The 24,237-nt window shown below is 53.3% G+C and carries 25 protein-coding genes and 4 pseudogenes; 19 read left to right on the forward strand and 10 right to left on the reverse strand.

Annotation, left to right across the window (positions count from 1 at the left end; translation table 11 throughout):
- The first annotated feature begins 42 nt into the window (after nt 1-42).
- Complete coding sequence (locus KJF94_RS08470; protein WP_214382572.1) at nt 43-738, forward strand: VIT1/CCC1 transporter family protein; 696 nt, start codon at nt 43-45, stop codon at nt 736-738.
- Between the two features lie 457 nt (nt 739-1,195).
- Here the strand turns inward: KJF94_RS08470 and KJF94_RS08475 are convergent.
- A pseudogene (locus tag KJF94_RS08475) lies at nt 1,196-1,534 on the reverse strand (hypothetical protein); the annotation flags it as partial.
- Between KJF94_RS08475 and KJF94_RS08480 the strand changes: the two are divergent.
- From KJF94_RS08480 to KJF94_RS08500, 5 genes are all read left to right on the forward strand, one after another.
- Nucleotides 1,530-1,754, forward strand: a complete 225-nt coding sequence (locus KJF94_RS08480) for a hypothetical protein (RefSeq protein ID WP_214382574.1) — start codon at nt 1,530-1,532, stop codon at nt 1,752-1,754. The pseudogene KJF94_RS08475 and the gene KJF94_RS08480 sit on opposite strands and share 5 nt — an antisense overlap.
- Nucleotides 1,755-1,884: 130 nt before the next feature.
- The gene (locus tag KJF94_RS08485) at nt 1,885-2,421 is read left to right on the forward strand and encodes a hypothetical protein (protein ID WP_214384793.1); all 537 of its coding nucleotides are present in this window, start codon (nt 1,885-1,887) and stop codon (nt 2,419-2,421) included.
- 161 nt (nt 2,422-2,582) lie between these two features.
- Nucleotides 2,583-3,011, forward strand: a complete 429-nt coding sequence (locus KJF94_RS08490) for a hypothetical protein (protein WP_250548239.1) — start codon at nt 2,583-2,585, stop codon at nt 3,009-3,011.
- Nucleotides 3,008-4,483 carry an ATPase domain-containing protein gene (locus tag KJF94_RS08495; protein WP_214382576.1) on the forward strand — a complete coding sequence of 492 codons (1,476 nt, stop codon included), beginning with the start codon at nt 3,008-3,010 and terminating at the stop codon, nt 4,481-4,483. Before KJF94_RS08490 ends, KJF94_RS08495 begins: the two co-directional genes overlap by 4 nt.
- 9 nt (nt 4,484-4,492) lie before the next feature.
- Nucleotides 4,493-5,524, forward strand: a complete 1,032-nt coding sequence (locus KJF94_RS08500; protein WP_214382577.1) for a sensor histidine kinase — start codon at nt 4,493-4,495, stop codon at nt 5,522-5,524.
- A gap of 206 nt (nt 5,525-5,730) precedes the next feature.
- Here KJF94_RS08500 and KJF94_RS08505 read toward each other — a convergent pair.
- Nucleotides 5,731-5,980, reverse strand: a pseudogene (locus KJF94_RS08505) (hypothetical protein).
- Nucleotides 5,981-6,507: 527 nt separating this feature from the next.
- Between KJF94_RS08505 and rimA the strand changes: the two are divergent.
- From rimA to KJF94_RS30085, 4 genes and pseudogenes are all read left to right on the forward strand, one after another.
- Entirely contained in the window at nt 6,508-7,287 is a 780-nt protein-coding gene (gene rimA / locus KJF94_RS08510; RefSeq protein ID WP_214382578.1) for a S6 modification regulatory phosphodiesterase RimA, read from the forward strand.
- A 381-nt stretch (nt 7,288-7,668) separates the two neighbouring features.
- Nucleotides 7,669-8,028 (forward strand): hypothetical protein, encoded by a 360-nt coding sequence (locus tag KJF94_RS08515; protein WP_214382579.1) that lies wholly within the window; start codon nt 7,669-7,671, stop codon nt 8,026-8,028.
- A gap of 2 nt (nt 8,029-8,030) precedes the next feature.
- Nucleotides 8,031-9,320, forward strand: coding sequence for a sensor domain-containing diguanylate cyclase (locus KJF94_RS08520; protein WP_214382580.1), 1,290 nt, complete (start codon nt 8,031-8,033; stop codon nt 9,318-9,320).
- 164 nt (nt 9,321-9,484) lie between these two features.
- A pseudogene (locus tag KJF94_RS30085) lies at nt 9,485-9,613 on the forward strand (chemotaxis protein); the annotation flags it as partial.
- 219 nt (nt 9,614-9,832) lie between these two features.
- Here the strand turns inward: KJF94_RS30085 and KJF94_RS08525 are convergent.
- The 6 genes from KJF94_RS08525 to KJF94_RS08545 all read right to left on the reverse strand — a co-directional run bounded on the left by KJF94_RS08525 (nt 9,833) and on the right by KJF94_RS08545 (nt 14,450).
- Nucleotides 9,833-10,267 (reverse strand): PAS domain-containing protein, encoded by a 435-nt coding sequence (locus tag KJF94_RS08525; protein WP_214382581.1) that lies wholly within the window; start codon nt 10,265-10,267, stop codon nt 9,833-9,835.
- Nucleotides 10,268-10,419: 152 nt separating this feature from the next.
- A complete protein-coding gene (locus tag KJF94_RS08530; RefSeq protein ID WP_214382582.1) occupies nt 10,420-10,692 on the reverse strand; it encodes a heavy-metal-associated domain-containing protein in 273 nt (90 codons plus the stop codon).
- Nucleotides 10,693-10,806: 114 nt separating this feature from the next.
- Nucleotides 10,807-13,077, reverse strand: coding sequence for a heavy metal translocating P-type ATPase (locus tag KJF94_RS08535; RefSeq protein WP_250548297.1), 2,271 nt, complete (start codon nt 13,075-13,077; stop codon nt 10,807-10,809).
- Nucleotides 13,078-13,167: 90 nt separating this feature from the next.
- A complete protein-coding gene (locus KJF94_RS30090; protein ID WP_250548240.1) occupies nt 13,168-13,419 on the reverse strand; it encodes a DUF2933 domain-containing protein in 252 nt (83 codons plus the stop codon).
- 125 nt (nt 13,420-13,544) lie between these two features.
- Nucleotides 13,545-13,955 carry a hypothetical protein gene (locus KJF94_RS08540; RefSeq protein ID WP_214382584.1) on the reverse strand — a complete coding sequence of 137 codons (411 nt, stop codon included), beginning with the start codon at nt 13,953-13,955 and terminating at the stop codon, nt 13,545-13,547.
- A 99-nt stretch (nt 13,956-14,054) separates the two neighbouring features.
- Nucleotides 14,055-14,450, reverse strand: coding sequence for a hypothetical protein (locus KJF94_RS08545; protein WP_214382586.1), 396 nt, complete (start codon nt 14,448-14,450; stop codon nt 14,055-14,057).
- A 363-nt stretch (nt 14,451-14,813) separates the two neighbouring features.
- Here KJF94_RS08545 and KJF94_RS08550 point away from each other — a divergent pair, with 363 nt between their 5' ends.
- The 4 genes from KJF94_RS08550 (at nt 14,814) to copD (ending at nt 19,091) form a co-directional block, all read left to right on the forward strand.
- On the forward strand, nt 14,814-16,679 hold the full coding sequence (locus tag KJF94_RS08550; RefSeq protein WP_214382587.1) for a copper resistance system multicopper oxidase: 1,866 nt from the start codon (nt 14,814-14,816) through the stop codon (nt 16,677-16,679).
- Between the two features lie 10 nt (nt 16,680-16,689).
- The gene (locus KJF94_RS08555; protein WP_214382588.1) at nt 16,690-17,700 is read left to right on the forward strand and encodes a copper resistance protein B; all 1,011 of its coding nucleotides are present in this window, start codon (nt 16,690-16,692) and stop codon (nt 17,698-17,700) included.
- Nucleotides 17,701-17,769: 69 nt separating this feature from the next.
- Entirely contained in the window at nt 17,770-18,153 is a 384-nt protein-coding gene (gene copC / locus KJF94_RS08560; RefSeq protein ID WP_149660843.1) for a copper homeostasis periplasmic binding protein CopC, read from the forward strand.
- A 2-nt stretch (nt 18,154-18,155) separates the two neighbouring features.
- Nucleotides 18,156-19,091 (forward strand): copper homeostasis membrane protein CopD, encoded by a 936-nt coding sequence (gene copD / locus KJF94_RS08565; RefSeq protein ID WP_214382589.1) that lies wholly within the window; start codon nt 18,156-18,158, stop codon nt 19,089-19,091.
- Between the two features lie 51 nt (nt 19,092-19,142).
- On the opposite strand, the pseudogene KJF94_RS08570 reads toward copD, so the two are convergent.
- Nucleotides 19,143-19,334 (reverse strand): annotated as a pseudogene (locus KJF94_RS08570) (DUF411 domain-containing protein); the annotation flags it as partial.
- A 116-nt stretch (nt 19,335-19,450) separates the two neighbouring features.
- Nucleotides 19,451-19,747 carry a DUF7673 family protein gene (locus KJF94_RS08575; protein WP_214382590.1) on the reverse strand — a complete coding sequence of 99 codons (297 nt, stop codon included), beginning with the start codon at nt 19,745-19,747 and terminating at the stop codon, nt 19,451-19,453.
- Nucleotides 19,748-20,027: 280 nt separating this feature from the next.
- Between KJF94_RS08575 and KJF94_RS08580 the strand changes: the two genes are divergently transcribed.
- The 5 genes from KJF94_RS08580 (at nt 20,028) to KJF94_RS08600 (ending at nt 24,181) form a co-directional block, all read left to right on the forward strand.
- Nucleotides 20,028-20,711, forward strand: coding sequence for a heavy metal response regulator transcription factor (locus tag KJF94_RS08580; protein WP_214382591.1), 684 nt, complete (start codon nt 20,028-20,030; stop codon nt 20,709-20,711).
- Complete coding sequence (locus KJF94_RS08585; protein WP_214382592.1) at nt 20,708-22,096, forward strand: heavy metal sensor histidine kinase; 1,389 nt, start codon at nt 20,708-20,710, stop codon at nt 22,094-22,096. The genes KJF94_RS08580 and KJF94_RS08585 overlap by 4 nt, the downstream gene beginning before the upstream one ends.
- 191 nt (nt 22,097-22,287) lie before the next feature.
- The gene (locus KJF94_RS08590) at nt 22,288-22,587 is read left to right on the forward strand and encodes a metal-sensing transcriptional repressor (RefSeq protein WP_214382593.1); all 300 of its coding nucleotides are present in this window, start codon (nt 22,288-22,290) and stop codon (nt 22,585-22,587) included.
- Nucleotides 22,588-22,594: 7 nt separating this feature from the next.
- Nucleotides 22,595-23,731 (forward strand): nickel/cobalt efflux protein RcnA, encoded by a 1,137-nt coding sequence (locus KJF94_RS08595; protein WP_214382595.1) that lies wholly within the window; start codon nt 22,595-22,597, stop codon nt 23,729-23,731.
- A 12-nt stretch (nt 23,732-23,743) separates the two neighbouring features.
- The gene (locus KJF94_RS08600) at nt 23,744-24,181 is read left to right on the forward strand and encodes a YqaA family protein (RefSeq protein ID WP_214382597.1); all 438 of its coding nucleotides are present in this window, start codon (nt 23,744-23,746) and stop codon (nt 24,179-24,181) included.
- Nucleotides 24,182-24,237: the final 56 nt, after the last annotated feature.

Raw genomic sequence — 24,237 nt, forward strand, 5'->3', positions numbered from 1 at the left:
GAGACCTGACCTAATGCAATTTTTCACACGGAGAATTCCAGAATGGCAGCGCATCATAAAGAGAAACACTCAATAGACAACATTGGTTGGCTGCGCGCTGCCGTATTGGGGGCCAATGACGGAATCGTTTCAACTTCAAGTCTGATTCTGGGCGTAGCCGCCTCTCACGCAACTCACAACAGCATCCTTATAGCGGGTGTCTCTGCTCTCGTCGCCGGTGCTATGTCGATGGCTACCGGAGAGTACGTTTCCGTGCAGTCCCAAGCCGACACGGAAGCGGCTGCCCTAGAGAAGGAGCGAATTGAGATTCAGGAAAATCCGAAGGGCGAGAATCGTGAACTGACAGGAATTTATGTTGAGCGAGGACTTGAGGTGCCGCTTGCAAAAGAAGTCGCGACTAAACTAATGGATCACGACGCCTTGGGGGCGCATGCCCGAGATGAGTTGGGAATCACCGATGCGATGAGTGCAAAGCCATTACAGGCTGCTCTTGCATCTGCGCTAAGCTTTGCCGTAGGTGCGGCACTACCATTACTCGTGGTCGTAGTAGTTCCACAAGAACATCTCATCCCAGTCATCGTCGTCGCGTCGTTGGTCTTCCTTGCTATCCTTGGCGGCTTGGCGGCCAAGGTCGGCGGGGCGAATATTAAAAATGGGGTTTTACGTGTGACTTTTTGGAGTGCGCTTTCGATGGCGGTGGCAGCAGGAGTCGGTACCCTGTTGGGAACCACAGTATAAAACCCGGAGCGGGTTCCAGAATTAAATTCTTGATGGTGAGAGTGGGCCTTTATACAAGGATGGAACAGGGTTTATATATTTGAAGGCAAGAGAAAAGCAGCGCTGCCCCCACACACCTTTATTCGATAGGATGCCGCCGGTTTTTTCTTCTGTTTTCTTTAGCTTTTTAATCCCACAGGATTGAAAGCTGGAACAGAAGCTGAAACTGAAACGCAGGCCTTGGGGGTCCATCCTATCAAGCATGCTAGCGCATGCCCCGACGCTACTGCTCGCCACGAAACCCTAGGCGGAGGCGGCATACGAATTGCAATCAAGTTACCTTCACCAACCGGTATAAGTTTTGATACAAAAGGATCATTTCTCGGGTTTCACGACGTTCAGAATTTTCCTCTAAACCCTCACCCTGCACGTCGTGCTGCTCGAGCAATTCATCCTCCTCGTGAACTTCCAGGACTGAGGATGGCACCAGTTCCAGTACTCGGTTGTGACCACGTTCCGCGAACAAGCATGCGCCCTTGGCTGTGAGAACTATCGACTGCGGAGCTTTCAAGAACGAAAGGATTGTTTGTTGGCGACCTCGCGAGTCAACCAGCAACAACCGGGAACGGTGCGTGGCGTCCTCCCTAATCCACAATCCACAATCCACAATCCACAATCCACGTTCATCGCACTTTAAGAACGTAGGCTGGTTTAAATTTGCCGACACGGCAGGATCGTTGCGGCCTTCGGTCAACTGATGAACCACACCTTTTTCCTTTTCTGTGAAGAGCATACGGCCATCATTGCAGCGAGTGACCAAGCAGGGTACTTATAACGAGCGCGAAGGCTTTCGGCCCTGGAATTACGTGAACTGCAGGGAGGACATTGAAGGCCAGGAAGTCTGGCGGATCAACGTCAAGGTGAAGCGTGTTGATGAGGTGGTGATTCCGCTTGCAGCGGCTGACCATGGGCTGGTGCAGGTTGCTGAGCATGAGGTCGGGGCGCGGATGATGGCGGAGCGCTCAACGCAAAGATGAAATCAGGAATAAATACCCTTCGGCAGTCGTTAGTGAATGACCAACGCTGACGTGGGAGATATCCAGTTCAATTCGCGGATTGGGATGGGTGGTAAGCCGGCTTCAAATGTTTGATGAGGATGAACCCACCGTGCCGAGAATTTTGACTTCCCAGATAAGTGACACCGCACTAAACGAGCACAATGCCAGGATGTTCGGGTCGCCAAAGGAGCGCTTGGATTTTTACCGAAGAGAGATTCAGTACGAAACCAGCATCTTGGCTAATCGAACTGACGCCTTTTTGGCATCTCAGTCTTTTTTGGTCATCGCATTTGCCTCTTCTATGGGCAATCTCAACCCCGAATGGGGCAAGTTGTTCACGCTGGTAGTACCACCGTTTCTTACGTTGCTTGGAGTGCTAAGTTCGTTGAATGCTTGGCCCGGTATTCGTGCGGCATACGACATTATCGGCCATTGGCATTTCAAGCAGAGCGAGCTATTGCATAGCGAGCCTGTAATGGGATTGGCTTATGACGAGTCGCCTTTATTTTGTGAAAGAGAGTCCACGCAAAAGGGGTATCGAAAGGCGTTGCTGTTTTCGGTGCGCACACCTTGGATCTTTGCGACATTCTGGATATTGCTTGGCATTTGGTCGGTTTGTATCCAAATCACAAATCCAGGTGCTTGAGACGTAAACAGAGAGGTAAACCCTTGCTGTTTGGGACTACTTTTCTTCAGCCACCTAGCAGGCTCCGAACATCATCAGCTCTGCGCCCAAATGAAAACTCGATCACAGGTTATAGGGTGTACCATCGATAGGTGCCCATCAAAAATTAGTGAGCCATGTCCATGGAAAGCGAAGGTGGGCGCCAGATCGTAGCTTCTCTGGCGCACCGTGTCGGGGCCAACGCTGAGATTACAAGGATCGCCAAGGCGATTGTTTCCACCTTGCAGGATATGAGTGCAGCTCTCACGCCCATCATCGGCCAGCAAGGGGTGGTCGCGCTGTACCGCCGCAGTCTCCATCTGTGCGCCTCCACCCATCCGCGCCTGGCCGGCATCTATAACCGTGTGCAGACCGCGCTGGATCTGATTAACCTCAACTCCGTACTCGTCGAGCAAAGCGAAGTCGATGCGCTGTTTTTCGGTGAAGTCCTGCTGACCACGTTTTACGAGTTGCTGACCACGCTGATTGGGCCCTCGCTCTCCGCACGATTGCTTCGTGACGTGTGGGACAATTCTTTGAGCGCCCCACCTGAGCAGGAAACCTCGCCATGAATTCCAAAGTGACTATCAACCGCCTGGCCACCGGCGTGCCAGGACTGGACGAGGTGCTGGGCGGAGGTTTGCCGGAGTTTTCGTTCAACCTGATCGCTGGCCCTCCAGGCTGCGGCAAGACCACTCTGGCACACCAGATGATGTTCGCCCTCGCGACGCCCGAGCGTCCGGCGCTGTTCTTTACCGTGCTCGGCGAGCCGCCGCTGAAGATGCTGCGTTACCAGCAGCAATTCGACTTTTTCGACAGCGAAGCGATCAACCACTCGATCCACTACGTCAACCTGGCCGCCGACACCCTGGCCGGGAATCTGGACGAGGTGCTGCGGCGCATCGTCAGCGAGGTCGAGGCGCATTCCCCGGCGCTGGTGTTCGTCGACTCGTTCCGTTCGGTGGTGCTGGCCAGCCAGACCCAGGACAACCCCAACAACAACCTGCCGCAGTTCGTACAGCAACTGGGCATGTTGATGACCACCTGGCAGGCGACGACCTTCCTGATTGGCGAATACTTCACCGAAACCGACACCAACCCGATTTTCACCGTGGCCGATGGCCTGATTTGGCTGCGCCAGAGCGTTCAGCGCAACTCGATGGTGCGCAAGATAGAAATCATGAAAATGCGCGGACAGCCCACGTTACCGGGCTTGCACACCTTCCACATTGCGACGTCGGGGATCAAGGTGTTTGCACCCGCGCCACTCAACCCGGTTGAAGCGCCGCTGGAGATCCCCATCAAGCGCCTGAAAATGGGCGTGCCACAGCTCGACGAGATGCTGGGTGGCGGCCTGCCCCGTGGTTATTCATTGCTAGTGGCCGGGCCGTCGGGGTCGGGCAAAAGCATCCTGGCAGCGACGTTCCTCGCAGAAGGCGCACGCAACGGCGAAACCGGCGTCATCGCGGTGTTCGAACAACGGCCCAATCATTTTCAAAATGCCGCCCTCATTCAATTGATCCAAAACGGTCAGGTCGGCTTGGTGGACAGTCGCGCACCGGACTTGTCCATCGACGAAATCGTGCAGTTGCTGCTCAGCGAGATCAGCCGACTGAAAGCCACCCGGGTGGTGATCGATTCGTTGTCGGGCTTCGAACTGGCGCTGGCGCCGACCTTCCGCGAAGACTTCCGTGAATCGCTGTCGCGTATGGTCACCGCGCTGACCAGTGCCGGGGTCAGTGTGCTGATGACCTCAGAGCTGGAAGACCGCTACACCGACTTGCGTTTCAGCCCTTACGGCACGGCATTTCTCACTGACGCGATCATTGTCCAACGCTATATCGAAGTAGAGAGCCGCTTACTGCGGATCATGGCCGTGGTCAAGTTGCGGGCCAGTGCCCACTCCGATGAGCTGCGCTTATACCGCGTCGATGAAAATGGCTTGCAGATTGGCGAAACGCTTCATGACCAAGAAGGTCTGCTCGGAGGCCGACCTACAAAGCGGATTTCAGGTGTACCACATCCAGGAGATAAAAATGCTTGAGCCCGACTCATGAGTAATGTCGATGGCAAGAAAGAGCGTGAGATCGCTAATGCCGCTAACGAGCTCTTCCTGCTTGGCCAGAAAACCGTTGAAGCGCGCGCCGTGCTGGCAGCCTTGCAAAAAGAGTTGAGCGACGCTAGCAACCCGCTGGTGGACAGTCAGCAGATCGAGCAAGTGATTGGGGCCGATCAGCAGTTGGTACCGGCTAAACTCCTCGTGCAGTCAGACGCAGTAGTTGCCCCTCGTTTGGAAGAACAGCGGATGTATCAGGAACTGCGTGAGGCTAATGCGCAATTGGTCATAGCTGCGCTCAGCGCTCAAGACCTTCAAGCTGTAGCCGAGCGCGCACTGAGTCAGCAAAAAAGCATACTGGCGACAGTGGCCCATGAGCTACGTAACCCATTAACACCTATCAGCATGATTGCAGAACGTATGGTTCGGATGCCTAGTGACGAACTGCCTCGAATGCGGGAGTTGATCGAGGGCCAAGTGCAACATATGTCACAGCTGGTCGACGATCTGCTGGACGTCTCCCGTGTCAGCACTGGGAAGTTGCGACTCAATCGCCGCGATGTCGACATGATTCAAGTTCTACGTGAGGCCATTGATGCGTGTCGCCCTTTAATGAGCGCACAGGAGCAGCGTTTCGACGCCCATCTTCCCGATGGCATCTTGATGGTAAATGGTGACCCGGGGCGCCTCGCGCAGATTATCCACAACCTTCTGGCGAATGCGGCTAAATACACCCCACCCCACGGTGGAATCGCACTGTCTTTAACAGTAGCGTCCGACGTTTTGAAGATAAAGATTTCCGACAATGGAATCGGTATTTCCGCTAAAGCACTCCCGTTTATTTTCGATCCCTATATTCAAGACGTGCATGCCGTCGGCTTCAATGGATCAGGCTTGGGCATCGGACTGACGGTCGTCCGCGAGTTGGTTGAGGCGCACGGCGGTAAGGTTACTGGTATGAGTGAGGGTGATGGCAAGGGTAGCGAGTTCGTGGTCACGTTACCGTTGGCGAACCATTCAAGCGGATAAAAAAGGCGTGGACGCTGATTTATCTGAGTCCAGGGGCACGCGCCAGATCCCACCAGGCATTACGATGGCCGTCCTTCGCTATGGCTGTACGCGAATTCCTCTGCCAGGATCACAGCGATGAAGAGCCCGCACCGATGATCGCCAACGGCATGTTAAAGCCAAGCCCACCGGAAGCTAGGGCGTAAAGCCCTAGCGGATAGCAGATGTCACTTTTTCTTTTTCTCCGGCTTTTCTGCCTTCTCTGATTTCTTAGCCTTTTCTGGCTTGCTATCAGCTTTTTTTTGCAGAATTCTTCGGTTCGGCATCTTTTTTCTTGTCTTTCTTTTCGGAAGATTTCGAAAGAGCCGAGGAAGCAGCTGATTTCTTTGCCGGTGATGACTTTTTGTCTTTTAATTCCTTGCTGCCTTTGGAAGCTTCACCTTTGCTTTTCTTCTCGTCTTTAGCCACGTTGCCCACCTCTCGGAGTATGCCGCTATTGGCAAATTGCCTGTGGGATTATCCACAAGCTGATCATTATCCTCAGGTTCGAGCTTCGGCTTGTGAATCACTCCTACTTCAGCGTCAAGTGGCTACCGCCTCATAGCTATCCGCTGAAGAGTCTAAGTTGCTGGGAGCGACTCACTCAGCACGTTACCTCAAGCCCCCTCATCTGACGCTCTCCGTCTGATTATTTTGGTCTCTATTTTCGCCGCATAGCCTTGCAATCAGCGACTGACAGTTCCCTGTGTCAAAAAGTCCTGCGGTATGAATCAAGGTTAAGTGTCTAAGCCATAACCGTTTTTGACCTCGTCGTGTTATTTAGAAGGCTAAAAATCGAGCATTTATCAGTCGGAAAGAAGCAATACAAGAATAAACTGCTACAATCAAAACGCCCAGCCGAGTCATTATAAATCCTTCCAAAGTTGATTTAATGTTTATTACGATGCTCAGGCATTAATTGGAATAGCCACCATAAAGATAGTATTAATTTTTTGGAGTGCGACGTGACAATATTTCCAAATTCATTGACTTCGTCCAATGGTTGCCAAGGTTGCAAAAGCACTCTTGAGCTGGATTTAGATTTTACTTTCGCTTTTCAACCAATAGTGGACGTTCGCGATCAATCAATTTTTGCACATGAGGCGTTGGTGAGAGGCATTAATGGAGAGGGGGCGTTGTCAGTGCTGGAGAAAGTAAACGATCAAAACCGTTATCGATTCGATCAGCTTTGCCGCATGCGTGCTATTTCCACTGCTGCGCAACTTGGAATGACTCAGCACCTATCGATTAATTTTCTACCCAACGCGGTTTACCGTCCAGAATTGTGCATTAGAAGCACGTTGGAAGCCGCACGTATTCACAACTTCCCGCTCGATCGGCTGATTTTCGAGACAGTCGAAAGCGAATACATTGAAAATAATCACCATCTGACCAACATTCTACGCGTATATCGGGAGTTCGGTTTGAAAATAGCAATTGATGACTTTGGCTCAGGTTATTCGGGACTGACCCTGTTGGCAGATTTTCAACCGGATCTTATAAAGCTCGATATAGCCTTAGTGCGTAATATCCATCGTGATCGCTCCCGTCAGGCTATCGTCCGTGGTGTTGTCATAATATGTGCGGAAATGGGTATTGAAATCATTGCAGAAGGAATCGAACATGCTGAGGAACGGGATTTTCTTACCGACTGCGGGGTTTATCTGATGCAGGGGTATTGGTTCGCCAAGCCTGCATTTGAAGCAATGGCTCTGGTCGCTGCCAAGTCTTGGCATAAAGCATAGATTGCCTCAAATGCGCCGTGGCCAAGGCGCTAAAGATAAAGCTCTTTGTATCTGATTATCAATATAAAAAACTCCATAAGGGATCGATAGCTTCCAGGATGACAGATTAAGGTGCTACTAAAAATACAATTAGTGGACGGCATAATAAAAAATGAGTAGCTATGCTTGATTTGATACTAGGCTCTTTCTGCAACGTTCCGAAGGTAAGCGCTTGACATGCGAGACATTGGAGCAGAGGGTAAGGTTAAATTGGAAGATAGCCATCCGTTCTTCATAATTGAATGCTAAAAGGGGAGGGGCCTTATTGCTATATGGTAGGGTGGATACAGCCCGACTGGGGCGTTTAAAAATTAATATTGTACTTTGCGAGTGAGTAGGAAAATGAATCTTACGTTCGAAGAAGCATCGATTCAAGCATTGTTGGGCGCACCCGATCAACTGGATACTCTTAACTTCGGGATAATTGGCTTTAGCGACGCGTCAGAAGTGGTGATTTACAATACTTTTGAAGCTACAAGTGCGGCCTTGCGACAGTCGCGTGTTTTAGGTAAGAATCTATTTTTAGAAATTGCTCCCTGCTTGAATAACGCAATGGTCGCTCAAAGATTTGAGAATGAACCTGAGTTGGACGTGATTATTTCTTACGTTCTAGCACTTAGAATGAGGCCCGTCCCAGTAAGATTAAGACTGCTTAAAAAGATTGATAATAACACCCGCTTCCTACTGGTTGAGTGGGCGTAAAAATGAGTAGCGTAGAGCTGACCAATGACTCAATCGAGTCAGAGTACGAAGCATTAATTTCATTCATGTATCTATCGCCAGTAGGGCTGGTAAGAACCGACCCCGGCGGAAAAATTGATATGCTTAATCCCATGGCAACACAATTGTTGATGCCATTGGTTAAGTCGATTGGCCTTGAAAATCTGTTTGAAACACTTGCTTCCGTTGCGCCTGAGCTACGTAACTTAGTGACAAGTTTTAGAGAGCCATGCGGATCAATATGTGTAAATCATAGAATCCACGTGTCGTCCGCAGCCGACGGAGGTATTGTTCTCGCATGTACAATTGTAAAGGTCAATGACGAGGTTCTAATAACAGTTCTAACTGATATTTCTTGCCAAGTTGCAACTGAAAGGAGGCTAAGGCAGACAGACTCATGGCTGGACGCCATCTATACGATTGTTAACGATTTCGCAGTCCTCGGCTTGACTGAACAGGGTGTAATTAATAGCTGGAGCCCTTCGGCAGAGCGTTTAACAGGTTACACGGAGTCCGAGGCTATTGGTGAGACGTTGGGCCGCTTCTATAGTTTGTCCGCTTTGGAAGTGGATGTTTTGAAGGAGCAACTCACATTCGCACGTGAAGAAGGTTGGCACTCACGAGACTATAGCTGCCAGCACAAATCAGGACACAATTTTTTTGCTCAAACAATGATCGCCGTTCTGCGTGACGAAGATGACAAGTTTTCTGGCTATACGGTGGTGTTTCGAGATATCACCGAGCGAAAGGTGTCGAGTGATAATCTGGCCAACTTGCTCACTAAAGACCACCTCACAGGTGCAATTAATCGCGCCCACTTTTTCAACTTGGCAGAGAAAGAGTTTGCGCGGGCAAGTCGATACGAGCACTCAATATCTATAATCATGCTAGACGCCGATCACTTCAAGCATGTTAATGATAGCTGGGGGCATCCCATTGGCGATGAAGTTCTTAAGTCGATAGCCAAAATTGCCGAGGGGGTTCTTCGTCCCGGAGATACTATAGCTAGGTTTGGAGGCGAAGAATTTGTCGTTATGTTGCCTAAAAGCAATAGCCTCGAGGCTTCAGTTATTGCGGAGCGACTAAGGAGCAGCATTGAAGCATCTAGTGTCGATGCTGGTGGTGAGGAAATAAGAATCACAGTCAGTATTGGGTGTGCCTCGATGAGTCAATCGCGATCCACTCTCAAGGAGCTGTTAATCTCCGCAGATAGTGCTCTCTATCATGCAAAATCCAAGGGTAGGAATTGTGTAGTTGATATTGATGACTGCTAATTTATGGCATCACCTGGGTTAACAAGAGATATGTCGCAAAGACATTAATGAAGATATTGAGAAGCTGTGCCAGCTGTTCCCGATACTGATGAAGACGCAAGCAGCATGCGGGCACGAGTGACCCGACGCACAACTCGGTTTAGGACACCGTATGCGCGCTCTGAAAGGTGGTTAGGTTTGCGACGGTAGTCACGGATCAGGTTGCGTGTGAGCTCCAAGTCAGTAAGGTAGCTGAAACGGCATATGAGATTTCTCAGCAGACCGATGTTAGTGTTCAACACGGCGCGGTCGTAGGGTTGACCACCTTTTATCTCCAATCGAATCGAAGCTCTGCAGCAATATAGGCGATTTTTGCAGAGAAGAAATCCTGGCGGTCGGTGACTTGGACTCGGAGTTAGTACCTTGCTAAACGACAACCAATATTTGGTGTTTGAACAGGGGACTTTATTAGACCGGACATTGCTGGAGCGTTAACTTATCAAGTCCGTACGGAGTTAATCTTGGCGCTCCAATTATCCGAGTTGCTTCTTCAACAGTGCGAGTTCAGCTTCCAGTTCGCGCACTCGCTCGCTAGCCTCAACCTCGACGCTGACGTCCTTCTGGATACCGATGAAGTAGGTGAGTTGATCTGCGTCGTTGAACACTGGGGTAATCGACAGTTCGTTCCAGAAGGCGCTGCCGTCCTTGCGATAGTTGCGAATGATTTGCCGGCAGGGGTGAAGGTTCTTTATCGCCTCTCGGATAACTGAAAGGCCGGCTTGGTCACGGTCATCACCCTGCAGAAAACGGCAGTCCTGGTACAGGATGTCGTCAACGCTATAGCCCGTTAGGCGCTGGAAGGCGGGATTGGCGTAGATCAGTATGTTCTCGTCGCCTTCCTGCTCTGCTACCACGATTCCATCGTTGGATGCTTCAACCACCAGTTGCAGCAATTCTGCATTGATCATTTTCAGAGCCCCAGTGAATGTCACATCATTCTAGGATAACTTTGGGCTTCTGAACGCTTTCGAGAAAATCACGACCTGTTTTTTTCATGATTTTGCCCTTTTGGACTGGGCGAAGGCCCGTACCTGCGAGTTCTCCAGTTTAAAAATAACGCTTACCGGCAGCAGCAACCACCGCCGTTCCCGCCACAACCTGAGGTTTTCTTACTCGCTACGCTTTCCACTGTCGCCAGCTGTGCTGGATAGCCCGCGTCCTGTAGGGCTGCAAGCAGCGCATGGCTGTCCGAATCGCCGCTGACCTTCACCCGTCCGGCTTGTAAATCCACCGCTACGTCACTGACGCCTTCAACTGGGCGCAGCGCTTCGGTGACATGTTTGACACATGAACCACAGCTCATGCCTTGGACTTGCAGTTCAACAGTTTTCATTGGTGACTCCTCACAACAAAGTTGATCATGGAAAGACTGACGCATGAGGCTTTTCTGCGGCGTTGGCTTATCCTCAACCTTGCTGCCATGGCAAGGTCAAGCGGTCGTTTTCACTCATTCAATGGAAGCTTGGCGCAGACGCAAGGCGTTGAATATCACCGACGCCGAGCTCACGCTCATGGCCAGTGCGGCAATTAGTGGTGACAGAAGGTGACCGGTAAGAGGGAAGAACAAGCCGGCGGCAAGTGGGATGCCCATAGCGTTGTAAAGGAAGGCGAAGGTCAGGTTCTGGTGCATATTTCTCACCGTTGCTACTGACAGGCTGCGAGCACGCAGGATACCGAGGAGATCGCCCTTGACCAGGGTGACCTGAGCGCTGTTCATCGCCACGTCAGTGCCAGTGCCCATGGCGATACCTACATCAGCGCGCGCCAGTGCGGGGGCATCATTAATGCCGTCGCCGGCCATCGCCACCCGGTGTCCGGCTTGTTGCAGAGATGCCACCAGACGTTCTTTATCTTGCGGTTTGACCTCGCCGTGAACCTCCTCGATGCCCAACTGGCGAGCTACCGAGCGAGCAGTCGTAAGGCCGTCGCCAGTGGCCATGATGACCTTGACGCCATCCGCCTGCAGACGCTCGACGGCCAGCTTCGTGGTGGGTTTGATGGGGTCGGCAACAGCCAGCAAACCCGCCAGGGCGCCATCGACTGCCAGGTACATGATGCTCGTACCGTCGCCGCGTAGCTTCTCGGCATGTTCTTGCAAGCTCTCTGTGGAGACGCCGGCCTCCTGCATCAACGCGGTATTGCCTATCATCAGGCGGCGACCCTCGACCTGACCGCTTACCCCAATACCTGAGGCTGACTCGAAGGTTTCAGGTGTCACCAGTTTTAGCCCTGCGGCACGAGCCTGCTCGACGATGGCGTGGGCCAATGGATGCTCGCTGCCCTGATCGAGACTTGCGGCCAGGCGCAACACTTCATCCTGTGTAAATCCGGGTACGGCCTCGACGCTATGGAATGCAGGTCGACCTTCAGTGAGGGTGCCAGTTTTGTCGACTATCAAGATGTCTATCTTGCGCAGGTTTTCGATGGCGGCGGCATCGCGAAACAATACGCCGCTGCCAGCAGCCTTGCCGGTGGCAACCATGACTGACATCGGTGTCGCTAGGCCAAGGGCACAGGGACAGGCGATGATCATGACCGCGACAGCGTTGATCAGTCCGAACACCCAACTTGGCTCGGGCCCCCACAGCCCCCAGCCGAGCAGAGTCAGCGCGGCGATAGCAATCACCACAATCACGAAGTAACTGGCAATCACATCTGCCAGCCGTTGCATCGGCGCTTTTGAGCGCTGTGCCTGCACAACCATCTGCACAATCTGTGCGAGCAGGGTCGCCGACCCTATCTTCTGCGCCTGCATCACCAGACTGCCGTGGATGTTGAGAGTGGCGCCAATCAGCGCGTCGCCGGCTCTCTTCATGATCGGTATCGGTTCGCCGGTGAGCATCGACTCATCTACAGCGCTTTCGCCTTGCAACACCTGACCGTCGACAGGCACTTTTTCGCCCGGTCGCACACGTAACGTGTCGCCGCTGTGTACGTGTGTCAGAGGGATGTCTTCTTCCGTGCCATCGGCATTGATCCGTCGGGCAGTTTTGGGTGCCAGTCCAAGCAGCGACTTGATGGCAGCCGAGGTTTGCGAGCGAGCCTTGAGTTCAAGCATCTGGCCGAGAAGGGTCAGTGAGATGATCACAGCCGCCGCTTCGAAGTACACACCGATGCGGCCCTCCATCATGAAGTTGCTGGGGAATACATTGGGGGTCAGGGTGGCCACGACGCTGTAAAGGAAGGCCGCCGCCGTGCCGAGGCCGATTAGCGTCCACATGTTCGGACTTCGCTGAATCACCGAACGCACACCACGCACATAAAACGGCCAGCCAGCCCACAGCACGACGGGTGTAGCCAATCCCAGCTCGACCCAATTTTGCGTGGTGCCATGGAACAGCACCAGGGCATGGCCACCCATAGCCAGCACGGTGACGATCACTGTCAGTGGCAATGTCCACCAGAAGCGCCGGGTGAAGTCCTTGAGTTCTAAGTTCTCTTCTTCCTCCAATTCGGGAATCACCGGCTCTAAGGTCATGCCGCACTTAGGGCAGACGCCGGGGCCGATCTGGCGAATTTCCGGATGCATGGGACATGTGTATTCAACGGCACCCGTTACCGGTTCTGCTGTTGTCTGATGAACTTGTTCGAGTTTCAGTTGAGATATTCGATAACGCTCGGGCGCTGCCCTGAAGGTCGTTTGGCATTTCTGGCTGCAGAACCGGTAGTTTTGCCCCTCATATTCCGTGCTGAACTGGCTGTCGTTACTGACGGTCATGCCACATACCGGGTCATGGGAGCCGGTGGGTTGGAGTTCAGAGTTCTGTATTGAGCCGTGCTCTTGACGAACCTCAGGCGTGTGCATGAGCTAACTCCTGTTCGCATCTTTGGTTGAGACTGAGGTTTCGCCGTGATGAATGTGATCACCGTGGTGGTGCCCGAAAAAATGCATCAGCGGGCACAACAGCAAAATCATGTAAGGCAGTAAGCCCAGCATATGGCCGTAGTGTTCTCTTGCTAGATAGAACAGCACGATCACCAGCAGCATGCCCAGCGCTATGCCGGGTTTGCTCCTCCAAAATGTTGGAGAGGTGTTAGCGGAATGTGGTGAACTCATCATGGTTCTGTACTCCTGAGGGAGTGCTGTTTAGTGATACGTCGTAAAGGTGCAACGGGCAGCAGTTTTACCCTTGGCATATTGGCTAAAGTGAAACCGTCGCTGCATTGCCTACAGGCTTGTGCGCGTCACTTGCTCATCGGCATGTTCATCATGCTCGATTGCTGATCCATCATTTTCATCATCATTTTCATCATCATGTTCATCATTCCCATCTCCATGCCGTCTTTATTGCCGGCCATGTCCATGCCATGACAGTTTTTGTGCATCATGGCCATGCTGTCCTTCATCGTCTTCATGCTCTCCTGCATGGCTGCCTGCCGTTCCGCAGGGGTATTGGCCGCCGCTGCTTTGTCATGTGCAGCCTGCATTTTTTGCATTTGCTCGGTCATGGCTTTGTTCTGCATAGGCGTGGCCGCTTCGCTTGTTTGAGCTGGTGTGGTCGACGTCTGCTCCGGGTGATGCTCATCGACTGCCGATGCCATAAGTGGGCTACTCACGAGCAGGGTGGCGAGGATCAATTTCAATGAGGCATGCATGGCAATCTCCAAAGGGTGAGGACAACGCAAGTAATACCAAGCCACGCCAAGTTGGCGCAGTCAGACAGTGCGCCGAAGATTGGCGCGCAGAAGGTCGGATTAATCGTTGAAACGGACGAAAATCAGACGTACAGGCGGTCTCGCCGGTACAGGGCGCCGTAATGCAAGAAAGGCAAAAGCGGAGGGATTGGCGGGATACAAAATCAGCAACGCAGGGATTAGGAGCAGAAACGTCCAACTGGACAGGTCAAATATTTGAAGATGGAGCGAAGGACTTACAGCTATTGCCGCATCGGCGCAGTGCTGAAGGCAACCGAGGGTATGGGCGTCGTGGCTATCGTGATCTTGCGCGGTGTTCAGCGAGACATGGGGTGTAGCTGGATTGTGGCTGGGCTGTGTCAGACATCCCTGGCTCGCTGCCAGACCAAACGCTAACACCCACAGCACGATGGCGAGGCGTATGAACGTTAGCAGGTGATGGCGAAACCAGAACATGGAGAATCTCCGGTACTGATTAGCGGGTTTTGATTTTTCAACATACAGCACATCGAAGTGCCAAGGTTGATCTACATCAGTTTATGCAGCCGGGTGTCGGCTATTGTGGTGTGGTCAAAATTGTATGGTCTACGTCGACCTTTCAGATGTTTACCCCTCTTTGTCGTCCTTTACTAGCATCTTGTGGTGCACCGCCCCTTTCACGATTGCTGAACCGCCCAGCTTACGGAAATGTAATCACCCCGTTTGCTGGCTTATGGCATCTTCCGATGTATCAAGCGCACTAGCTATCCAAAGCGTGAACCCTCGGGAACACGCCAACGTGCGTGCACCTGACATCCGACTGACGGGACATGAATCGGTATGCATTCCAAAACTTCTCGGCGCACCTTTGTGAAAGGTCTCACCGCAGGCGGGATTCTCGGTGGCTTAGGCCTCTGGCATACCCCTATATGGGCGGCCCGTAGCTTGGGCGAGACTAATGTCCTGTCAGGTACAGAGTTCGACCTCTTTATCGGAGAAACACCGGTAAATATCACCGGGAATGCCCGGACGGCCATGACCATAAATGGCGGGATTCCTGGGCCCCAGCTGCGCTGGCGTGAGGGCGATACCGTGACCTTGCGGGTCAAGAACCGCCTGAAGGATATGACTTCCATCCACTGGCACGGAATTATCCTTCCCGCGAATATGGACGGTGTCCCAGGCCTTAGCTTCCATGGGATTGAGCCTGATGGCACGTACGTCTATCAATTCAAAGTTAAGCAGAACGGAACGTACTGGTATCACAGTCACTCTGGCTTCCAAGAACAGGTTGGCGTATACGGCCCACTGGTTATCGATGCCAAAGAGCCGGAGCCTTTTGAGTATGACCGCGACCTCGTGGTGATGCTTACCGACTGGACGGATGAAAATCCGGCTTCGCTGATGAAAACATTGAAGAAACAGGCGGACTACTACAACACCCACAAGCGGACAGTCGGTGACTTCATCAATGACGTGGCTGACAAAGGTTGGTCAGCAACCGTCGCTGATCGCAAGATGTGGGCCGAGATGAAGATGAATCCTACTGACATTGCAGACGTCAGTGGTGCGACGTACACCTACTTGATGAACGGACAGGCTCCGAATTCCAACTGGACTGGCACCTTCAAACCTGGCGAAAAGCTTAGGATGAGGTTCATCAATGGTTCGGCAATGACCTACTTTGATGTCCGTATTCCAGGTTTGAAGATGACTGTAGTGGCTGCCGATGGCCAGTATGTCAAACCGGTGAGCGTGGACGAGTTCAGGATCGCCACTGCTGAGACCTTCGATGTGATCGTCGAACCAACTCAGGACGCCTACACACTGTTTGCGCAGTCGATGGATCGGTCGGGTTACGCCAGAGGCACATTGGCCGTCCGGCCTGGTCTGGCTGCCCCTGTACCTGAACTTGACCCTCGTCCTCTCGTCACCATGGCCGACATGGGTATGGCCGGCATGGATCACGGCGGGATGGGTGGTATGGACGACATGGCTGGAATGGATCACAGCAAGATGGCCGGTGCGGCAGACAGCTCAATGCAGGGTATGTCGGGGATGGATGGCGGCGACATGAAAGGTATGAATCATGGCGCTGCCCAGGACATGTCCGGCATGAACAGCATGGCTGGAATGGATCACAGCAAAATGTCTACGGATGGCATGAGTGGTATGGGAGAAATGCAGTCGCACCCAGCATCAGAATCCAACAATCCTCTCGTCGACATGCAGGCCATGTCAACGTCGCCAAAGCTTGATGATCCTGGCATGGGCCTTCGCGAGAATGGTCGAAAGGTGCTGACGTATTCTGATCTAAAAAGCACGTTTGAGGATCCAGATGGCCGTGAGCCAAGTCGAACTATCGAACTGCACTTGACCGGGCATATGGAGAAATTTTCCTGGTCTTTCAACGGCGTGAAGTTTTCGGACGCCGAGCCTTTAAAACTGAAATACGGCGAGCGAGTCCGGATCGTTCTCGTCAACGACACCATGATGACTCATCCCATCCACTTGCATGGCATGTGGAGCGACCTTGAAGATGAAAACGGGCAATTCCTTGTCCGCAAACACACCATTGATATGCCGCCAGGGTCGAAGCGCAGCTACCGAGTGACAGCCGATGCGCTGGGGCGCTGGGCCTACCACTGCCATCTCCTGTACCACATGGAAATGGGGATGTTCCGCGAAGTGCGTGTAGAGGAATAAGGAGTCGACTATGAGCAATTTTCTTTGCGGGACTCGCATGCACTCAGCTGTGTTTACGGTCGCTCTAACCGCTGGTTTTATCTTGCCGGCAGCCGCTGAAACAAGCCAGGGCACCGAAGACGGGCAGATGCAGACCATGGAACACAGCCAGATGCAGGGCATGGATCACGGCAAGATGGAAGGCATGGATCACAGCCAGATGCAGGGCATGGATCACAGCAAGATGGAAGGCATGGATCACACCCAGATGCAGGGCATGGATCACAGCAAAATGGAGGGTATGCAGCCCGCCAAGCAACCACAAACCCAAAGCCGGACTCCGATACCGCCGCTAACCGATGCTGACAGAGCCGCAGTCTATAAGTCCCCTGGTGGTCACCAAGTTCATGACACAGCCCTCAACTCATTTTTTATATTTGAGAAATTGGAATGGCAGGATGCTGACGATGGAAGCGCACTGAACTGGGAAGCCCAAGGTTGGATAGGGGGAGATGTTGATCGTCTATGGTTGCGCTCCGAAGGCGAGCGCACTAATGGGAAGACTGAAGAAGCTGAAGTTCAAGCTTTATGGGGACACGCCATCAGCCCTTGGTGGGATCTAGTCGGCGGCGTTCGTCAAGACTTCAAACCAGGCGACCCTCAAACGTGGGCGGCTTTCGGTATCCAGGGCTTGGCGCTCTACAATTTCGAGGCCCAGGCTACTGCTTACCTGGGTGAAGGTGGACAGACCGCAGCGCGTCTGGAAGGGGACTACGACATTCTCCTAACCAATAAGCTGATTTTGCAGCCAACGGCAGAATTCAATTTTTATGGCAAAAACGATCCCAACCGTGGAGTGGGTTCGGGGCTGTCTGAGAGTCAGGTCGGTTTACGGCTCCGTTACGAAATCCGTCCAGAGTTCGCACCTTACGTAGGTGTGACTTGGAACCGCTCTTATGGAAAAACCGCTGACTATGCCAGCGAGGAAGGCGAAGACCGCAGCGAAGCACGTCTAGTGCTTGGCGTGCGGGTGTGGTTCTAAATCACAGTAAACGGCACCAAATAATTACTTAACCTCATTACAACAGCTACGCGCTGTGAGGAGCCTTGCATGTCTGTATTTAAATCCTGTGTTGTGGCCGTCGCTCTTTCATCCAGCCTTCTGCTCAGTGCAGTTGCCCAGGCTCACCCGAAGCTAGTCTCTTCAACTCCAGCTGAAGGCGCGAACGGCCCAGCCCCAGCAAAGATTGAGCTGCACTTTTCTGAAAACCTGGTTACCCAGTTTTCCGGAGCCAAGTTGATCATGACCGACATGCCCGGCATGCCAAACTCTCCTATGGGTGTGAAAGCCAGCGTGGCCGGCAGTAACGACCCTAAAACCATGGTCTTGACCCCGGCCTCTCCTCTCACAACTGGCACCTACAAAGTGGAATGGCGAGCGGTTTCGTCCGATACCCATCCGATTACTGGCAGCGTCACCTTCAAAGTGAAATAAGTATGAGCGACCCAATTAACGTGGCGCTGCGCCTCGCGCTGTATTTGGATCTGATGCTCCTCTTCGGTCTTGCCGTCTTTGGGCTATACAGCTTTCGGGGAAAAGAGCGCGTATCGGGAACGCTGTTGCATTTTGGGTCGCTACTACCTGGCACCGCTGTTATAGGTATGCTTTTGTCCATAGCAGCTTTTGTAGTTATGACAAAAAATATGAGCGGCGCATCCGACTGGGCGGAGCTGCGAACTCACATGGAAATGATGCTGTACGAGACTGAGGTCGGCTACAGCTGGGTGACACGCATGATCTCGCTAGCAGTGGTGATTTTTGCTGGAAGCCAGAACAGGCGATGGCCGACGGGCAGTCTCTGGCTCGCTACCATTGCGGGCAGCATTGCATTAGCGACAATCCCATGGACAGGTCACGGGGCGATGGATGAAGGCGCCCTGCGATTCTGGCACTTTGCCGCTGACATTCTGCACCTACTTGCCGCTGGCGGATGGATCGGAGCTCTCGCGGCGTTTGGGCTGATGTTGAGTATTAGGGGGGCTAATTCGGAGCAACTGGTACGAGTGCTATCGCGAGCGCTCAAGGGATTCGAAACAGCGGGCGCATTCATTGTTGGTACGATCATAGTTACTGGCGTCGCTAATTATCTCTTCATTGTCGGGCCGACAGTAATCGAAGTCGTAACCAGTACCTATGGCATTCTCCTACTCGTGAAGATCCTACTTTTCGTGGGCATGATCGGGCTAGCTACCCTCAATCGTTTCTACCTGAGCCCTTCACTAGAGCGATCTGTGGTGGCCGGTGATTTTTCTCTAGCGGCAACTGCTTTGAGAAAAAGTGTGGTGATCGAATCGACTTGTGCTGTCGTCATCGTTTGCTTGGTGGCTTGGCTAGGAACATTGAGCCCCTCAATCGAGATGGCTCAAGGGTGATCCAGGAGCTAGATCCGAGCGGCCCCAAGGGCGCTCAGATCTGAGCAACGACTATCGGCTGATGGGGTAGTCAGCGACCACTTCTTGCGCACCTGCCTTGGTGAGCCCCAGGACTTGGTAAGGTTGATGATTCTGGCCGTAGTCCATACCAGGAGAACCTGCGGGCATGCCTGGCACTGCAATTCCTGCGAGGTCTGAACGACCATTCAGTTTCTTGATTTCATCAGCTGGAACATGTCCCTCGTAACCGTCCGGCGAAGTCACCTATAGCCCCTCAAGACTCGCCGGGGTCAGCGCCTGGGCCTGCACCGCGTGCGACAGGTTCAGCGCGACCAACGGGTCGTGCCCGTCGCAGCCGCTCATTGCGGAGCTCTCCAGGCGCGCCAGATGTCGTGGAACTGACCTTCATACCCCAGGCCCAGATCCTCGGGGTAGGCCTTATTCCCGGCCACCCACAGGAACACCACGGCACAGGCACTGACCAGGGTGTCATCCAGCCCCCACAGGTCGGTCAGGTCGAAGCCGCCATTTTCCCCGGCGTTGTGCCAGGCCAATAGGAAGTTCGCGACCAGGCGCGCCTGGCCGGTGTCGGTGCCGGCCACCACCAGCAGTTTGTCCAGGGCGTCGCGGGTAGTGTCGTCCAGGGTGATCGTCATCGATGCTGCTCCTTTTCGAGTGAGGGGCGGTCACTGCGTAAAACCAAGCCGTTGTGGCATGGTAGACCAGTCCTCTGGGGGCTGGTAAGCGCAAAAAGCTCAGATTGCCGATTCGTTTTTGTAAGCTGCCGACTAGCTGCACTCCCTAAATCCAGCGCACTCCGACTCTGTCTTGCCTGGGAACTTTTCGTTTGCTGTTGGGGCAATTACATTTGAGTAAGCTTCCGCACAGTCGTCAGATTGGTAGCACACTAGAGCACCGCAAAACCGGAGCCCAAGCATGAAACTCTTGGTTGCAGAAGACGAACCCAAAATCGGAATGTACCTACAGCAAGGCCTCTTGGAGGCTGGCTTCAGTGTCGACCGGGTTGTGACGGGAACAGAGGCGTTACACCAGGCGCTAAATGAGGCCTACGATCTTCTAATCCTGGACGTAATGATGCCGGGCCTGGATGGCTGGGAGGTCATTCGATCTGTCCGCACAGCCGGGAGCTCGGTTCCTGTGCTGTTTCTGACTGCCAGGGACGGAGTTGATGACCGGGTCAAAGGCTTGGAGTTAGGTGCGGACGATTATCTAGTCAAACCCTTCGCATTTTCTGAATTGCTTGCCCGCGTCAGAAGCTTGCTTCGCCGTGGCGCCGCCGTACCCAACCAGACATCTATTAAGATCGGGGATCTGGAGGTCGATCTTCTAAAGCGAAGGGCCTCGCGCTCAGGTCGACGCATTGACCTCACCGCCAAGGAATTTTCGCTGCTAGAGCTGCTGATGCGCCGTCGGGGAGAAGTCTTGCCGAAATCACTGATCGCATCGCAGGTTTGGGACATGAACTTCGACAGTGATACCAACGTGATCGAAGTCGCGATTCGTCGGCTTCGGGCCAAAATCGATGACGATTTCGACACCAAGATGATTCAGACCGCGAGGGGAATGGGGTACATGCTAGATGCTCCGGATACAGAATGAAGCGCGCATCTCTTACCCTCCGTTTAAGCATGATGTTTGTCTGTGCCGTGGTGGCCGTGTTGGTAGTAGCAGGCTTTACCTTTGATGGGTTCAGTCAGCATCACTTTAAGGCCATCGACCGTCAAGCGATGACGGAAAAGCTCGAATCCATTCGGCAAATAATGGATGGCGAAGCTGGCTCCGCAGACCCTTCAGAAGTTGTGTTGCAACTACAAGCACTCCTTGGTGCTCACCAGGAACTCTCAGCCTCAATTATCGCGATGGGCGGGGAGACGTTCTTCGCGACTTCAAATGCAGTGGGACATCCTTCTTCCTCCTCTGGTGACCCGAGGGAAGATATGTGGGAGTGGACAGCTGGAAGCCATATGTACCGAGGCATGAAAGCTCAAGTTCATTTGGCGAATGACGCTGAGCCAATGATCGCGTGGCTGAGTCTAGACATCACAAGCCATATGCATTTCGTTGAAACTCTGCGCTGGTGGTTAGTGATCGGGCTGGCGATTAGCGCCTTGGTCAGCGCAGGTTTAGGGTGGTTGGTCGCGCTCAGCGGGCTGAAGCCGGTCGCACAAGTAACGAAAGTCGCGGCCTCGATGTCAGCCGGATCGCTGAAGGAGCGTATTCCGATGGATTCTGTGCCTCGCGAGCTTGAGCTCCTTGTCACTTCGTTCAACGCTATGCTGGCTCGCCTTGAAGAGTCATTTGCTCGGTTGTCTAACTTTTCAGCCGATATCGCGCACGAGCTGCGTACCCCTATCAGCAATCTGCGCACACATACCGAAGTCATCCTCACAAAGAAACGTGCACCAGAGGATTATGAAGAGAATCTCTATTCTAACCTTGAAGATCTGAACCGACTTTCCAGCATTATTGACGGCATGCTTTTCTTAGCAAAGTCGGACAATGGTCTGGTTCTCCCTGCCAAAGAGAAAATTGAGTTGCGTTCGGTCGTCGAGAAACTATTCGAGTATTACCAGCTTCTGGCAGACGACACAGGGGTAAAGCTACAGGTAGTCGGGCACGGCGCGGTGAATGGTGACAGGACGATGCTGGATCGGACGATCTCAAATTTGCTGTCCAATGCGCTCAGGTATACCCCACCTGACTGTACGATCTCCGTGAGAATCGAGCCCCTTGGCGACATGATCAGCTTGTCAGTGGAAAACCCCGGCGAGGAGATAGCGGTAGAGCATCTGCCCCGGCTGTTTGACCGTTTTTACCGAGTCGATCCCGCACGGAGAGAGAGCGCTACGAACCATGCGGGGTTAGGGCTGGCAATCGTCAAATCACTGGTCGACGCCCATGACGGCACCGTTGGATGTGTCTCCAGAGATGGCCATACGACCTTTATGATCAGCCTACCCGCGTGGCCTGCTGACCACGAGTGAAAGCAAAGGGATCGCCCGGCCCTGTCCACAAACATGGCAAGAACAAACGCGAGTACCACCGTCAATGTGAGTGTTCTGCTGAACATGGCGTTCGGGTTTCAACTCTTCTTATCGGGTTCTGATACGTTTGACCTATCCCCCTAGGGGGGATAGGATGCTGGCGTAATTCATTGAGGCCCGAGGCTCAAGCCATGAGTGAGCAAGAACACCAACATAGCCATCCGCACACCCACCAAAGTCACGATGCGATCATCAAGCGCCTCAAGCGGGCTGATGGCCATTTACGCGGCATCATCACCATGATCGAAGAGGGTCGTGAATGCGTGGACATTGCTCAGCAGTTGCACGCTGTTGAAAAAGCGGTGTGCCAAGCCAAGCGCATGCTCATTCAGGATCACATCGATCACTGCCTGGAGGACACCGTCTCGGCTTTGAATAATGGCGAGCGCGCACCGCTGGAAGTATTCAAGCAAATCACCAAATACCTCTAGGTCTGACATGCCCAACTTCGCTGAATTGCTACAACAGGGCGGGGCTCACGCCTGGCTGTATTTCCCTAGCGCCATTCTGCTCGGTGCCTTGCATGGCCTGGAGCCCGGCCACTCAAAGACCATGATGGCGGCGTTCATCGTGGCCATTCGTGGCTCGGTTAAACAGGCCGTGCTGCTGGGCTTGGCCGCTACGCTTTCGCACACTGCCGTAGTGTGGCTAGTCGCTATCGGCGGGATGTATCTGGGCAAAGGCTTGGACGCACAAACAACTGAGCCATACTTCCAGCTCGCGTCCTCTGCACTGATCATCGCAATTGCGCTTTGGATGCTGTGGCGTACCTGGCGCGGTGAGCAGATGTTCAAGTTCGAGCAAGGTGATGACCACCATCACGGCGAGCATGACCATGGTCATCATGACGAGACCCATCGAATCGATACCGGCCACGGGCGCATCGAACTGTCGATCTTCGAGGAAGGTATGCCACCGCATTGGCGCCTGAAGACATTGACCGGACACTCCTGGGCGGCCTCGGATGTTCGCTTGATGACTACCCGTCCAGACGGCAGCACCCAATCGTTCTCTTTCGTCGAGCGCGAAGGCTTCTTGGAGTCGGCAGTCGATATCCCTGAACCTCATGAGTTCAGTGCTCGCCTGAGTCTTGGGCATGCGGGCCACTCCCATGATTATGATCTGGACTACCAGGAGCATGATCACGGGCATGCGCATTCCGAACTGGAAGGTCTGGAATTGTCGATTGACGGCTATCAGGATGCGCATGAGCGCGCACATGCCAACGATATCCGTAAGCGCTTCACCAACCGCGAGGTCACCACGGGCCAGATCGTCGTGTTCGGTTTGACGGGCGGTTTGATTCCTTGTCCGGCTGCCATCACCGTTCTGTTGCTTTGTCTTCAGGTTAAAGAAGTGGCACTGGGTGGCATGCTCGTCCTGTGCTTCAGCATCGGCTTGGCCCTTACCTTAGTCACGGTCGGTGCTGCGGCAGCCATCGGTGCTAAACAGGCCTCCAATCGCTGGCCGTGGCTGGGCACCGTGGCACGTCGTGCACCGTACCTATCCAGCGTGTTGATCATAGGTGTTGGTCTGTACGTAGGGTTCCATGGCTGGATCGGCCTGAACGCATAAGGCGATGTCCGAGTGTTCGAACTCACCAGCTACGTTGGTCTGTTTCTGGCGGCATTCGGTGCCGCCACGTTATTGCCAATGCAATCTGAAGCCGTGCTGGTCTCAATGTTGCTCTCAGACCGGTACATCGCTTCGACGTTATTGGCGGTCGCCACCTTCGGCAACGTTCTCGGTTCTACCCTGAATTGGGTGTTGGGTCGCTCCATTGAGCGATTGCGCCACAAGCGCTGGTTTCCGGTGAGCGAGAGCAAGCTCGAAAAGGCCCAGCAATCCTACTTGCGCTATGGGCGCTGGTCGTTATTGCTGAGCTGGGTGCCCATCATTGGCGATCCATTAACGGTCGTTGCTGGAGTGATGCGCGAGCCTCTCTGGAGCTTCCTGCTGATAGTTACCATGGCCAAGGGCATTCGTTATCTCGTACTGACCGCCGTCACCCTGGGTTGGGCATGATAATTGGCTTATTCGCGCTTGCTCTCGCTATATTGATGACCTGGGCCGGGCATACC

It is taken from the genome of Pseudomonas hormoni, from assembly GCF_018502625.1.
Lineage (GTDB): Bacteria > Pseudomonadota > Gammaproteobacteria > Pseudomonadales > Pseudomonadaceae > Aquipseudomonas > Aquipseudomonas hormoni.